Genomic DNA, 13,059 nt, shown 5'->3' on the forward strand with positions numbered 1-13,059 from the left:
CGATGCTGGTCGATTCGCACTGCCACCTGGACGCCGACGAGTTCGCCCACGATCGCCTCGACGTGATCGCCCGCGCACGCACCGCCGGCGTGGCCATGCAGGTGCTGCCGGCCACCCACGCCACGGAATGGCCGGCGCTGCGCGAGGCTGCCGCGCTGGACCCCGGCCTGCACGCCGCCTACGGCCTGCATCCGACCTTCCTGCAGCACCACCGCGATCCGCACCTGCCGGAACTCGAAGCGTGGATCGAGCGCGAGCGCCCGGTCGCGGTGGGCGAATGCGGCCTGGACTTCTTCGTCGACGGCCTGGACGCGGATGCGCAGTCGCATTTCTTCGAGGGCCAGTTGCGCATCGCGCGCGACGCCGACCTGCCGGTGATCGTCCACGCGCGACGCGCGGTCGACCAGGTCACCGCCGCGATCCGCCGCATCGGCGGCCTGCGTGGCGTGGTGCACAGCTTCTCTGGCAGCCGGCAGCAGGCGGAAAAGCTGTGGGAACTCGGCTTCATGCTCGGCCTGGGCGGCCCGGTGACCTACCCGCGCGCCAACCGCTTGCGCACCCTGGCCGCGACCATGCCGCTGGAGTGGCTGCTGCTGGAGACCGACGCGCCCGACCAGCCGGACGCCGGCCACCGCGGCCAGCGCAACGAGCCGGCGCGGCTGCGCCGGGTCTGCGAGACCATCGCGCAACTTCGCGATGTGGCAGCGGACGAGGTGGCGGCGGCCACGACCGCCAATGCCCGTCGGCTGTTCGCCCTGCCCGACTGAGTCAGCCGTCCCCGGCGGCAGCGGCAGTCGCCGCGGGAACCGCGTCGCGGATCGTCGCGCGCGCAAGCAGCAGCTCCAGCGCCTTGCCCGCGGCCGCGAACGCGAACGCGCCGGTGATGTGCGTCGCCGCCCCCAGGCCGCCGCCGCAGTCGAGCTTGAAGCCGTCCTCGCCACCGACCGGCGGGCGCAGGCCGCAGACGCTGCCGTCGGCCTGCGGATAGCGCACGTTCTCAAGCGAGTAGACCGCCGGGATGCCGAAGTAGCGCTTCGGTCCCTTGGGGAAGTTGAACTCCGCACGCAGCTTCTTGCGCACCAGGGCGAGCATGGCGTCATGCTCGGTCTTCGACAGGTCGCGGACGCGGACCAGGGTCGGATCGATCCGGCCGCCGGCCGAGCCCACGGCCACCAGCGGAAGCTTACGGCGCCGGCACCAGGCGATCATCTCGACCTTGCTGCGGAAGCTGTCGCAGGCGTCGACCACCAGGTCATAGCCGCGATCCAGCAGCGCGTCGAGGTTGGACGGCGTCAGGAAACTCGGCACCTCGTGCACCACCATCGCCGGGTTGATCGCGCGGCAGCGCTCGGCCATCGCCGTGACCTTGGCGCGTCCGTACTGCCCGGCGAGCGCCGGAAGCTGGCGATTGGTGTTGGAGACGCACAGGTCATCGGCGTCGACCAGGGTCAGGGTGCCGACCCCGCTGCGCGCGAGCGCCTCGGCCACCCACGATCCCACGCCGCCGAGGCCGATCACGGCCACGTGGCAGGCGGCGAAGCGCTCCACCGCGCCGCGCCCGTAGAGGCGGTCGATGCCGGCGAAGCGCTGGTTCCAGTCTGCGTCCATCGGTCCATTTTACCGATGCGCCGCATACAATCGCCCCGCCACCCTCTGCCCGTACAGGAACCCGCCGCATGTCGACGCCACAGCCGCAGGCCACGAAGGTCGATCCCTCCGCGCCGCGCCCCCCGCGCAAGCCGCCCTCGGCCGCCGGCCGCTACCTGTTCCTGTTCCTGCTGGGCCTGGTGATCGGCATCATCACCGTGGTGATGCTGCTGCGCTCGCTCGAAGGGCGGAAGACGTGGCAGGACCACTACCCCACCGCGGCCATGCAGCTGATGTCCGCGCATACCGCGCAGCTGCGCCAGAAGCTCGATGCCAACCGCTGCGCGGCCACCGACGTCCTGCCGCACCTGCAGGCCCTGCGCATGGTCGGCAACGACCTCGACCCGGCCTTCCCCGACCTGCGCGACAACACGCGCTTCGCCGGGCACACCGGCAGCTACCGCGCGACGCTCGACCAGGCGCTGTCCTCGCCGCCGATGAACTGTGCCGGCCTCAAGAGCACGCTCGAGGCGATCGGCGGCGACTGCAAGGCCTGCCACGGCGACTTCCGCGGCTGACGGCCATCCGGGCGTGCCGACACGGTGTGTCCAAATGAACGGACCCTGCATGGGCTCGGGATCCGCGCGTGCAAAGCGCGACGATTGATTGGCCGTTCACGGCCGTCTGACTAACTTCGCCTGCAAGGCATCTCCCCCGGTGCCATCGCAGGAGTCCCACCGATGAAGGTCCGACTGATCAGCGCCAGTGCGCTCATCGCCGCAGCCACCCTGGTCGGCTGCGCCAGCACGTCCCCCGGCTATCCCAGCGGCGGCTATGGCAGCAGCGGCAGCTACGGCAGCACAGCGCGCTGCGACACCTGCGGCGTGGTCACCCGCATCGACCACCGCGCACGTGCGTCGAACACGCCCAACGCGACCGGCGCCGTCCTCGGCGGCATCGTGGGTGCGGTGGCGGCGCGCGAGATCGCCGAACGCAACACCGACAGCGATGGCCGGGCCAACACCGCCACGGTGGCCGGTGCGGTGGGTGGCGCGGTGGCCGGCAATGCCATCCAGAACCGCGTGCAGGGCCAGTCGGTCTACGACGTGCACGTCCGGCTCGACAACGGTCGCATGACGGTCGTCACCCAGAACGACCTCGGCGGCATCCGCGAGGGCTCGTACGTCAACGTCGCCGGCGGTCGCGCCAGCGTGCGCTGAGCCGCCGCACAGATCCAGCGTCATCTCTCTCTTTGACGGCCCGCCCTGCGGGCCGTTTTTCTTTGGCAGACTGTGCGGATGGACCTGCAGACCCTCTACTACGCGATCGCGGCCCTCCTGGTGCTGGTCGGGATCGCGGGAACCATCCTCCCGGCCCTGCCGGGACTGCCGCTGGTCTTCGCCGGCATGCTGCTCGGCGCCTGGGCCGGCCACTTCGAGTACATCGGGGTGCCGGTGCTCGTGGTCCTCGGGGTGTTGACGGTGCTGTCGCTGGCGGTCGATTTCTGGGCCACCGCGCTCGGCGCCAAGCGCGTCGGCGCCAGCGGAAAGGCGGTGGCCGGCGCGGTGATCGGCACCTTCGTCGGCATCTTCTTCGGCCCCGTCGGCCTGTTCGCGGGCCCCTTCATCGGTGCGCTGGCGGGCGAGCTGCTGCACGGCCGCGACGTCGGCCGCGCCACCCGCGTCGGCTTCGGGACCTGGCTGGGCGTGGTCTTCGGCACGGTCCTCAAGCTGGCCCTGGCTTTCACGATGGTCGGCCTGTTCGTGCTCGCCTGGGTGTTCTGAACGCTACACTCGCGCGCCAACGCCGCCGCAGGAACGAAGACGCCATGGAACGACGCCACACGACGCCGCTGCTCATGCTCCTGTGCGCCGCCCCCCTGTCCGCCAACGCCCAGCCCGCGGGCCCCGAGCCCGCGCCGGCGCTGGCCGCCTGCGTCGCCGTCGAGACCGCCGCCGAGCGCCTGGCCTGCTACGACCGCGTCGCCCAGCGCGTCGCGCCCAGCCCGCAGGAGGCCGACGCAGCCGCCGAGCAGGCCCAGGCGGTGGTCGCCGACGCCCCGCGGCAGGCGCCCGAGACCCGCAGCGACCTGTTTCCGCACGATGGCGACCCGCGCCGCGCGCTGGCCAACGCCGGCCGCGGCTCGCTGCTCGACAGCCGCTGGGAGCTGGCCGCCGACTCCAAGCTCGGCACCTTCAACATGCGCGCCTACAAGCCGGTCTACCTGCTGCCGGCGTTCTGGAGCAGCCGTCCGAACGCGATGCCGACCTCGTCGCTCGACGGTGCGCCGCTGGAATCCACCGACACCGACAGCATCGAGACCAAGTTCCAGATCAGCTTCAAGACCAAGGCGGTCGAGAACCTGTTCGGCGACAACGGCGACATCTGGATGGGCTACACCCAGAGCTCCCGCTGGCAGGTCTACAACACCGAAAGCTCGCGCCCGTTCCGGGAGACCAACTACGAGCCCGAAGTGCTGCTGGTCTTCCGCAACAACTATTCGCTGGGCGGCTGGAAGGGCCGCATGGCCGCGGTCGGCATCAACCACCAGTCCAACGGGCGTCCGGATCCGGTGTCGCGCAGCTGGAACCGGATCATGTTCAACGTCGGCCTCGACCGCGAGGACTGGGCCGTGACCTTCCGGCCCTGGATCCGCATCAGCGACGGCAGCGACGACGACAACCCCGGCATCGAGGACTACCTCGGCCGCGGCGACGTCACTGTGGTGCACACCCGCGGCGACCAGGTGTTCTCGCTGATGGCACGCCACTCGCTGCGCGGCGGCGACCGCTCGCGTGGCGCGCTGCAGTTCGACTGGGGCTTCCCGATCAGCAGCCACCTGCACGGCCACATGCAGCTCTTCAGCGGCTACGGCGAGAGCATGCTCGACTACGACCACCAGGCGACCTACGTCGGCTTCGGCATTTCCGTGCTGGACTGGTTCTGAGCGGCGGGCTTCACGCGCCGCTGAATAGGCACAGCGCACAGTGCGGCTCCGGCGTTGGTCGCCGAGGGTGTCGATGAGCCTCAGAACCTGGAGCCGCAAGCACATGGCCTGGACGATCGTCCTGACCGCCGCGATCACGGTCCTCGCCGTGGTGCTGGCGATGAACTTCTCCACTCCCGAGAAGAAGATCGAACGCAAGATCGAGCACCGGCACGCGATCGCCGATCCGCAGTTCCGGCGCGAGATGTCGGTGCTGCTGGGCCCGGCCATCCTTCCGGGCAACCACGTCATCGACTACGAGAACGGCGACGAGATCTTCCCGGCCATGCTGGGCGCCATCGCCTCGGCGCAGAAGACGATCACCTTCGAGACCTACATCTACTGGTCCGGCGACATCGGCAAGAAGTTCGAACAGGCGCTGTCCGAGCGCGCGCGCGCCGGGGTCAAGGTGCACCTGCTGGTGGACTGGGTCGGCAGCATCAAGATGGACGAGGACATGCTGCAGTCCATGAAGGACGCCGGCGTGGAGGTCGAGCGCTACCGGCCGCTGCACTGGTACAACCTCGGCCGCATGAACAACCGCACCCACCGCAAGCTGCTGGTCATCGACGGCCATGTCGGCTACACCGGCGGCGTCGGCATCGCCGACCAGTGGACCGGGCACGCGCAGGATCCGGACCACTGGCGCGAGGCGCATTTCCGCATCGAGGGCCCGGCGGTGGCGCAGATGCAGTCGGCCTTCAACGACAACTGGATCAAGACCACCGGCACCCTGCTCAACGGCCCGGACTACTTCCCGCCGCTCGAGCCGGTCGGCGACATGGACGCCCACCTCTTCATCGCCTCCCCCGCCGGCGGCAGCGAGAGCATGCACCTGATGTACCTCTCGGCGATCGCCGCGGCCGAACACACCATCGACCTCACCGCGTCGTACTTCGTCCCGGACGAGCTGATCATGAAGGCGCTGGTGGCGGCACGGAAGCGCGGGGTGCGCGTGCGCGTGCTGCTGCCGGGCGAGCACATCGACTCCGAGACCGTGCGGCTGTCCTCCAAGGCCAGCTGGGGCGGCCTGCTCCAGGCCGGCATCGAGATCCACGAATACCAGCCGACGATGCTGCACGTGAAGCTGCTGATCGTCGACGGCGAACTGGTGTCGCTGGGTTCCACCAACTTCGACATCCGCTCGTTCCGGCTCAACGACGAGGCCAGCCTCAACGTCTACGACCATGGCTTCGCCGCGCGCATGACCGAAGTCTTCGAAAAGGACCTCGAGTCGGCGGTGCAGTACTCCTACGAGATGTGGGACAACCGCCCGCTGCGCGAGAAGCTCGCCGAGAAGTTCGTCCGTCCGTTCCGGTCACAGCTGTAGGAGCGGCTACAGCCGCGATCGCTCCTCAGGCCGTGGCAATCACCTGCAGCGGGATCTTGCCGATCCGCGACTGCCACTCCCGCGGCCCGGTCTCGTGCACCGAGACGCCGGCGGCATCGACCGCCACCGTCACCGGCATGTCCTGCACGGTGAACTCGTAGATCGCCTCCATGCCGAGGTCCTCGAACGCGACCACGCGGGCCGCCTTGATCGCCTTCGACACCAGGTAGGCCGAGCCGCCCACCGCCATCAGGTAGGCCGACCGGTGCCTGCGGATCGCCTCGATCGCCGCGGGGCCGCGCTCGGCCTTGCCGACCATGCCGAACAGCCCCGTTTCCGACAGGATCTGGTCGGTGAACTTGTCCATGCGCGTGGCCGTGGTCGGGCCGGCCGGACCCACCACTTCGCCGGCCACCGGATCGACCGGGCCGACGTAATAGATGAAGCGCCCGGCCAGGTCGACCGGCAAAGACTCGCCGCGGTTGAGCATGTCGACCATGCGCTTGTGCGCGGCGTCGCGGCCGGTCAGGAGCCGGCCGTTGAGAAGCAGGGTCTCACCGGGCTGCCAGGCGGCGACCTCGTCCCGGGTCACGGTGTCGAGGTCGACTCGGCGGCCCTTGGACGCGTCCCAGGTGATCTTCGGCCAGTCCTCCAGCGACGGCGGATCCAGCATCACCGGTCCGCTGCCGTCGAGGCTGAAGTGCGCGTGCCGGGTGGCCGCGCAGTTGGGGATCATCGCCACCGGCAGGTTGGCCGCGTGGGTCGGGTAGTCCCGGATCTTGATGTCGAGCACGGTGGTCAGGCCGCCCAGGCCCTGCGCGCCGATGCCGAGTGCGTTGACCTTGTCGAAGATCTCCAGGCGCATCTCCTCCAGGCGGGTCGACGCGCCGCGGGCCTTGAGGTCGACGATGTCGATCGGCTCCATCAGCGCTTCCTTGGCCAGCAGCATCGCCTTCTCGGCGGTGCCGCCGATGCCGATGCCGAGCATGCCCGGCGGGCACCAGCCGGCGCCCATGGTCGGCACCGTCTTCAGCACCCAGTCGACGACGGAGTCGGAAGGATTGAGCATGGCGAACTTCGACTTCGCCTCCGAACCACCGCCCTTGGCGGCCACGATCACGTCGACCTTGCCGCCGGGCACCACCTTGAAGTTGACGATCGCCGGGGTGTTGTCGCCGGTGTTGCGGCGCGCGCCGGCCGGGTCCGCCAGCACCGAGGCACGCAGCTTGTTTTCGGGCAGGTTGTAGGCGCGGCGCACGCCCGCGTTGACCATCTCTTCCACGCCCATCGTGGCGTCCGGCCACGTCACCTCCATGCCGATCTCCAGGAACACGGTGACGATCCCGGTGTCCTGGCAGATCGGCCGGTGGCCCTCGGCGCACATGCGCGAGTTGATCAGGATCTGCGCCATCGCGTCCTTGGCCGCCGGGGACTCCTCGCGCTCGTACGCCGCCGCCAGGTTCCGGATGTAGTCCACCGGGTGGTAGTAGCTGATGTACTGCAGGGCGTCGGCGACGCTCTGGATGAAGTCTTCCTGGCGGATCTGGGTCACGGCGGGCTCGGATGGCGGGCTTGGACGCCCATTTTAAGCCGGCCGCCCCCGAGGCTTGAACCTTTCGCCGCGACGCTGCATCCGACTGGGTATGCTCGATGCCGCCATGACCGAAAGCCCGCAAGCCCCGGCGACCGACGCCGGGGACGGCGACCACGCCCTGGCGCTGGCCGCCGCGGCCGGCGATACGGCGGCGTTCGAGGCGCTCTACCGCCGCCACAGCGCACGCGTCCACGGCGTGGTGCTGCGCCTGGCCGGCTGGCAGCGCGCGCGGGCCGAGGACCTGGTCCAGGAGGCCTTCCTGCGCGCCTGGCAGGCCCTGCCCGGCTGGCGCGGCGACGCGGCCTTCGGCACCTGGCTGCACCGCCTGGCGGTCAACGTCGCGCTGATGGACCTGCGCGCCAGGCGTGTCCGGCCTGCGCTCGACGGTGACGACGCCGCCGCGCTCGACGCCCTGCCGGCGGTCGGATCCCCGGGCCACGGCGGGTCGCTCGCCATCGATCTCGCGCGTGCGGTCGCCACCCTTCCGCCGCGCGCCCGCGCCGTGCTGGTGCTCCACGACATCGAAGGCTGGACCCACGGCGAAATCGGCGCGGCCCTCGACATGGCGACCGGCAGTTCCAAATCCCAGCTGCACCGCGCCCGCGGGCTGCTCCGCGCACGCCTTGGAGACACAGCATGAACACCGGCCTGAACGAGCTGAAGAACGAGACCGGACCCTTGCCCGAAACCCTTGCATGCGGCCTGCGCGGCCTGCGCGTGGACGCGGCACCGGGGCGCGACCTGTGGCCCGGCATCGCTGGCCGGCTGCAGCCGCGTGGCCCGGCCACGCAGGCGCCAGGGCACGCGCCCATGCGGGTGCCGCGACTCGTCGGGCGCCGCCCGGCCTTCGCGCTGCGCAACGCCCGCTACGCCGCAGCCGCCGCGGTGGTGCTCGCGACCGGCATCGGCTGGCAGCTTTGGCCCGGGGCGGTCGCGCCGCAGGCGCCGCCACCGGCGCCGGAGGCCATCGTGGCGACAGGCCCGGTCGCCGACGCCGACGCGCCCCTGCTGCGCGCCGCCGATGCGCTGGCGCGCGAGTACCAGGGCGCGCTGCGCGAGGTCGCGGCCGGCAGCGCCGGCCTGGTCGCCGACGCGGGCACGAGCGGCCCGCCGTTGGCCGCCGCCGGCCTGGACGCCGAGCTCGCGCGCAGCGCCACCGAAGTCCGCGCCGCCCTCGCCCGTGATCCCGACGCCCTGCACCTGCTCCACCGGCTGCAGCGCATCTACGCCCACCGCCTCGCGCTCAGCCTGCGCCAGGCCTGACCCAGGAGAGTCCCATGACCCGATCCCTTGCCGGCCTCGCCCTCGCGGGCCTTGCCCTCGGTGCCCTTGCCTCCGCTGGCCTCGTGCGCCCCGCCTTCGCGGCCACGCCGATCAACGAAACCCGGCCGCTCGACGCACGCGGCGAAGTCGAAGTGACCAACCTCAAGGGGCGGATCGAGGTCCGCACCTGGGAGCGCAACGAAGTGCGCATCAGCGGCAGCCTCGGTGACGGCGTCGAGCGCCTGGAGATCGACGGCAGCGGCCGCAAGCTCGCGGTGCGCGTGCGCTACCCGCGCAACAGCCACAACAGCGAGCCGACCACCCTGGTGCTGGAGATCCCGCGCCAGGCGAGCCTCGACGTCGACTCGGTGGCCGCGGACGTCGACGTGCAGGGCATCGCCGGCGACGAACTGGAGGTCGACAGCGTCAGCGGCACCGTGGTCGCGGTGGGCGCGCCGCGCAAGGCCTCGATCGAGAGCGTGAGCGGCGACCTGCGGCTCAACCTCAACAGCCGCGACGTCGAGGTCGACAGCGTCAGCGGCAAGCTCCTGCTGCGTGGCCGCATCGCCGGCACCGTGGACGTGGAAACGGTGTCGGGCAACATCGACGTGGACACCCGCGGCGAGCGCCTTGCGCGGCTGGAGCTGAGCACGGTGTCGGGCGACGCCAGCGTGCGCAGCGGCATCGCCGACGCCGGCCGCTTCCGCTTCGAATCGGTCAGCGGCGACCTGCGCCTGGCGCTCCCGGCCAGTGCCTCGGCGCGGGTCGAGGCCTCCACCTTCAGCGGCGACATCGACGCTCCGGGTGCCAACGTGGTGCGCAAGCGCTACGGCCCGGGCGCGAGCCTCGAGCACCGCTACGGCACGGGTGACGCCTCGATCGCGGTCGAGACCTTCTCCGGCGACGTGCGCCTGGTGATGGAGTAAGCGCCGCCGCGCGGCGTCCTTCCCGCGCTCACGCGGCAGGCGGCATCATGGGCCGATGTCGACCCCAGCCCCCGGTGCCGCCGCCCGCACCACGCCCGCACCCGACCCCCAGGCCGGACGCCCCTCGTTCCGCGAGCGGGTCGACGCCCTGGGGAACCTGCCGCCCTTCCTGCGCGAGATCTGGCGCACCAGTCGCCCGCTGACCATCGCCACCATGACGCTGCGCCTGCTGCGGGCGCTGCTGCCGGTGGCGATGCTCTACCTGGGCAAGCTGATCATCGACGAGGCGATCGGCCTGGTGGGCACGGGCGCCATCGATGGCGGCATCGCCGAGGCCTGGCGCAGCGGCCTGCTCGATCCGCTGGCCGTGCTCCTTGCCGCAGAGTTCGGCCTGGCGATCCTGTCCGACCTCCTTGGCCGCGGGGTGTCGTACTGCGACCAGGTGCTGTCGGAGATGTTCACCAACGCCGCCAGCGTGCGCCTGATGGAGCATGCGGCCACGCTGGACCTCGAGGACTTCGAGGATCCGGAGCTGCAGGACAAGCTCGATCGCGCGCGGCGCCAGACCATGGGCCGGATGAACCTGATGGGCCAGCTGTTCGGCCAGGTGCAGGACATCATCACCATCATCAGCTTCGCCGCCGGGCTGCTGGTCTACGCGCCATGGCTGATCCTGCTGCTTGCGGTGGCCCTGATCCCCGCCTTCATCGGCGAATCACACTTCAACGCGCTGAACTATTCGCTCAACTTCCAGTGGACGGCCGAGCGCCGCCAGCTCGAATACCTGCGCCAGACCGGCGCCAGCGTCGACACCGCCAAGGAAGTGAAGATCTTCGGGCTGCACCACTTCCTGGTGGAGCGCTTCCGCACGCTGTCGCAGGCCTTCCTGGTCGCGAACCGCCGCCTGGCGCGGCGGCGCGCCGTCTGGGGCACCCTGCTCGCGGCGCTGGGCACGCTCGGCTATTACGTCGCCTATGCCTACATCGCCTGGCGCACGGTGCGCGGCGACTTCACCATCGGCGACCTGACCTTCCTCGCCGGCAGCTTCCGCCGCCTGCGCCAGCTGCTGGAAGGCCTGCTGGTGGGCTTCTCGCAGGTGGCCGGCCAGGCCATGTACCTCGATGACCTGTATTCCTTCTTCGAGATCGAGCCGGAGATCGTGTCCAGGCCCGGCGCATCCGCGATCCCGCGGCCGGTCACCACGGGCTTCGTCTTCGAGGACGTCGGCTTCCGCTACCCGGAGGCCACGCGCTGGGCGCTGCGCCACGTGGACCTCGAGCTGCGCGCGGGCGAGGTGTTGGCGCTGGTCGGCGAGAACGGCGCCGGCAAGACCACCCTGGTCAAGCTGCTGGCGCGCCTGTACGACCCCGACGAGGGCCGCATCCTGCTCGACGGCCGCGACCTGCGCGACTACGACCTGGACGACCTGCGCGCCAACATCGGGGTGATCTTCCAGGACTTCGTGCGCTTCCACATGACCGCGGCCGAGAACATCGGCGTCGGCCAGATCGACGCGATGGACGACCGCCCGCGCATCGAGGCGGCCGCGCGCCGCGCCATGGCCGACGAGGTCATCGCGGGCCTGCCGCGTGGCTACGAGCAGGTGATCGGTCGCCGTTTCAAGACGGGCGTGGACCTCTCCGGCGGCCAGTGGCAGAAGATCGCGATCGCCCGCGCGTACATGCGCGACGCCCAGGTGATGATCCTCGACGAGCCGACCGCGGCGCTCGACGCGCGCAGCGAATACGAGGTCTTCCAGCGCTTCCGCGAGCTGTCCGACAACCGCACCACGGTGCTGATCTCGCACCGCTTCTCCAGCGTGCGCATGGCCGACCGGATCCTGGTGATGGGCGATGGCCGCATCGAGGCCAGCGGCACCCACGACCAGCTGATGGCCGAGGGCGGCCGCTACGCCGAGCTGTTCGAACTGCAGGCCGCGGGCTACCGCTGACGGGCCGCGGCAGCGGCGTACAATGGGCCGGTTTCCCTCCCCTCCGGCCCATATCCGCATGTCTTCCGCGTTTGGCACCGAGACGGTGCTGGACGTCCGTCACTGGACGGACGACTACTTCAGCTTCACCACGACCCGCGACGACGGCTTCCGTTTCGAGAACGGGCAGTTCGTGATGATCGGCCTGCCGGTGGAACAGCCGGGCGGCGGCAGCAAGCCGCTGATGCGCGCGTACTCGATCGCCAGCGCGAACTGGGAGGAGCAGCTCGAATTCTTCAGCATCAAGGTGCCGGATGGTCCGCTGACCTCGCGCCTGCAGCACATCCAGCCCGGCGACGAGGTGCTGATCGGCCGCAAGCCGACCGGCACCCTGCTGATCAGCGATCTCCACCCCGGCCGCAACCTGTACCTGCTGGGCACGGGGACCGGGCTGGCGCCGTGGATGTCGGTCATCAAGGATCCGGCGACCTACGAGCGCTTCGAGCGCGTGGTGCTGTGCCATGGCGTCCGCCACGAGGCCGACCTCTGCTACCGCGACTACATCGTCAGGGAACTGCCGCAGCACGAACTGCTGGGCGACATCCTGCGCGAGCGCCTGGTCTATTACCCGGCGGTGACCCGCGCCGACTTCACCTTCGACGGCCGCCAGCAGCGTGGCCGCCTGACCGACCTGATGGCCACCGGCCAGATGATGTCCGACCTGGGGCTCGATGCGCTGGACCCGGCGAAGGACCGCGCGATGATCTGCGGCAGCCCGGGGATGCTGGCTGATTTCCGCGCGCTGCTCGACGGCCGCGGCTTCAAGCCCTCGATGCGCATCGGCGCCATCGGCGACTATGTCTTCGAACGGGCCTTCGTCGAGAAGTAGCCCCGGCACCCGCCGCTGGCCACCGGCGTAGAATCCCGACCCAACACGCACAAGCCGAAGGAAACCCCGCATGAAGATCCTGGTCGCCGTCGACGGCAGCGATATCAGCGTCCGCGCCGCGAAGCACGCCAACGCCCTGGCCAAGCGCCTCGCCAAGCCCGCCAGGATCGTCCTGGTCGCCGTGGACGCCGCCCCGTTCCCGGGCGTGGTGAGCAAGATCGGCCGCGAGGCGATGGAGCGGATCCATGCGGAAAACCATGAGCGCATGCTGGCCCCGGTGCGCCGCGCGCTGGCCCGCAGCAAGGCCGAGGTGCGCGAATTCGCGGTGGTGGGCGAGCCCGCCGACGCGATCCTCGCCGCCGCGCGCGACAACAAGGTCGACCTGCTGGTCATGGGCTCCCACGGCCGCGGTTCGGTCAAGGGCATCCTGCTGGGCTCGGTCTCCAGCAAGGTCATCGCGCAGACCGACATCCCGGTCACCATCGTCCGCTGAGCCGGGCCGTCGCCACCCCGCGGGAGCGGCTGCAGCCGGGCCTTCACCGACCATGGCTTTA

General features: G+C 70.5%; 14 protein-coding genes. 12 read left to right on the plus strand and 2 right to left on the minus strand.

The genetic code is table 11. The features are described 5' to 3' along the window. The first annotated feature begins 2 nt into the window (after positions 1-2). Positions 3-767 carry a TatD family hydrolase gene (locus JG616_RS02220; protein WP_199391939.1) on the plus strand — a complete coding sequence of 255 codons (765 nt, stop codon included), beginning with the start codon at positions 3-5 and terminating at the stop codon, positions 765-767. Between the two features lies 1 nt (position 768). Here the strand turns inward: JG616_RS02220 and JG616_RS02225 are convergent, their stop codons facing one another. Then, on the minus strand, positions 769-1,608 hold the full coding sequence (locus tag JG616_RS02225; protein ID WP_199391539.1) for a tRNA threonylcarbamoyladenosine dehydratase: 840 nt from the start codon (positions 1,606-1,608) through the stop codon (positions 769-771). Between the two features lie 68 nt (positions 1,609-1,676). Here JG616_RS02225 and JG616_RS02230 point away from each other — a divergent pair, with 68 nt between their 5' ends. The 5 genes from JG616_RS02230 to JG616_RS02250 all read left to right on the plus strand — a co-directional run bounded on the left by JG616_RS02230 (position 1,677) and on the right by JG616_RS02250 (position 5,903). Beyond that, positions 1,677-2,165 (plus strand): hypothetical protein, encoded by a 489-nt coding sequence (locus JG616_RS02230; RefSeq protein ID WP_199391540.1) that lies wholly within the window; start codon positions 1,677-1,679, stop codon positions 2,163-2,165. Between the two features lie 162 nt (positions 2,166-2,327). After that, the gene (locus JG616_RS02235; RefSeq protein WP_199391541.1) at positions 2,328-2,807 is read left to right on the plus strand and encodes a glycine zipper 2TM domain-containing protein; all 480 of its coding nucleotides are present in this window, start codon (positions 2,328-2,330) and stop codon (positions 2,805-2,807) included. 78 nt (positions 2,808-2,885) lie between these two features. Continuing rightward, entirely contained in the window at positions 2,886-3,371 is a 486-nt protein-coding gene (locus JG616_RS02240) for a DUF456 domain-containing protein (RefSeq protein WP_199391542.1), read from the plus strand. Between the two features lie 44 nt (positions 3,372-3,415). Further along, on the plus strand, positions 3,416-4,534 hold the full coding sequence (locus JG616_RS02245; protein ID WP_199391543.1) for a phospholipase A: 1,119 nt from the start codon (positions 3,416-3,418) through the stop codon (positions 4,532-4,534). A 103-nt stretch (positions 4,535-4,637) separates the two neighbouring features. Beyond that, positions 4,638-5,903 carry a phospholipase D-like domain-containing protein gene (locus tag JG616_RS02250; RefSeq protein ID WP_199361669.1) on the plus strand — a complete coding sequence of 422 codons (1,266 nt, stop codon included), beginning with the start codon at positions 4,638-4,640 and terminating at the stop codon, positions 5,901-5,903. Positions 5,904-5,928: 25 nt separating this feature from the next. On the opposite strand, the gene JG616_RS02255 is transcribed toward JG616_RS02250, so the two are convergent. Further along, complete coding sequence (locus tag JG616_RS02255; protein WP_199391544.1) at positions 5,929-7,455, minus strand: fumarate hydratase; 1,527 nt, start codon at positions 7,453-7,455, stop codon at positions 5,929-5,931. A gap of 106 nt (positions 7,456-7,561) precedes the next feature. Between JG616_RS02255 and JG616_RS02260 the strand changes: the two genes are divergently transcribed. The 6 genes from JG616_RS02260 to JG616_RS02285 all read left to right on the plus strand — a co-directional run bounded on the left by JG616_RS02260 (position 7,562) and on the right by JG616_RS02285 (position 12,998). Beyond that, positions 7,562-8,137 (plus strand): RNA polymerase sigma factor, encoded by a 576-nt coding sequence (locus tag JG616_RS02260; protein WP_235972848.1) that lies wholly within the window; start codon positions 7,562-7,564, stop codon positions 8,135-8,137. Continuing rightward, the gene (locus JG616_RS02265) at positions 8,134-8,760 is read left to right on the plus strand and encodes a hypothetical protein (protein ID WP_199391546.1); all 627 of its coding nucleotides are present in this window, start codon (positions 8,134-8,136) and stop codon (positions 8,758-8,760) included. The genes JG616_RS02260 and JG616_RS02265 overlap by 4 nt, the downstream gene beginning before the upstream one ends. 14 nt (positions 8,761-8,774) lie before the next feature. After that, positions 8,775-9,686, plus strand: a complete 912-nt coding sequence (locus JG616_RS02270; protein ID WP_199361538.1) for a DUF4097 family beta strand repeat-containing protein — start codon at positions 8,775-8,777, stop codon at positions 9,684-9,686. Between the two features lie 55 nt (positions 9,687-9,741). Beyond that, positions 9,742-11,637 carry an ABC transporter ATP-binding protein gene (locus tag JG616_RS02275; RefSeq protein WP_199391547.1) on the plus strand — a complete coding sequence of 632 codons (1,896 nt, stop codon included), beginning with the start codon at positions 9,742-9,744 and terminating at the stop codon, positions 11,635-11,637. Between the two features lie 58 nt (positions 11,638-11,695). Beyond that, positions 11,696-12,505, plus strand: a complete 810-nt coding sequence (locus tag JG616_RS02280) for a ferredoxin--NADP reductase (RefSeq protein WP_199361536.1) — start codon at positions 11,696-11,698, stop codon at positions 12,503-12,505. A 70-nt stretch (positions 12,506-12,575) separates the two neighbouring features. Next, positions 12,576-12,998, plus strand: a complete 423-nt coding sequence (locus JG616_RS02285) for a universal stress protein (RefSeq protein WP_199391548.1) — start codon at positions 12,576-12,578, stop codon at positions 12,996-12,998. The last annotated feature ends 61 nt before the right edge of the window (positions 12,999-13,059 follow it).

The organism is Luteimonas sp. MC1895, assembly GCF_016457215.1.
Classification (GTDB): domain Bacteria; phylum Pseudomonadota; class Gammaproteobacteria; order Xanthomonadales; family Xanthomonadaceae; genus Luteimonas.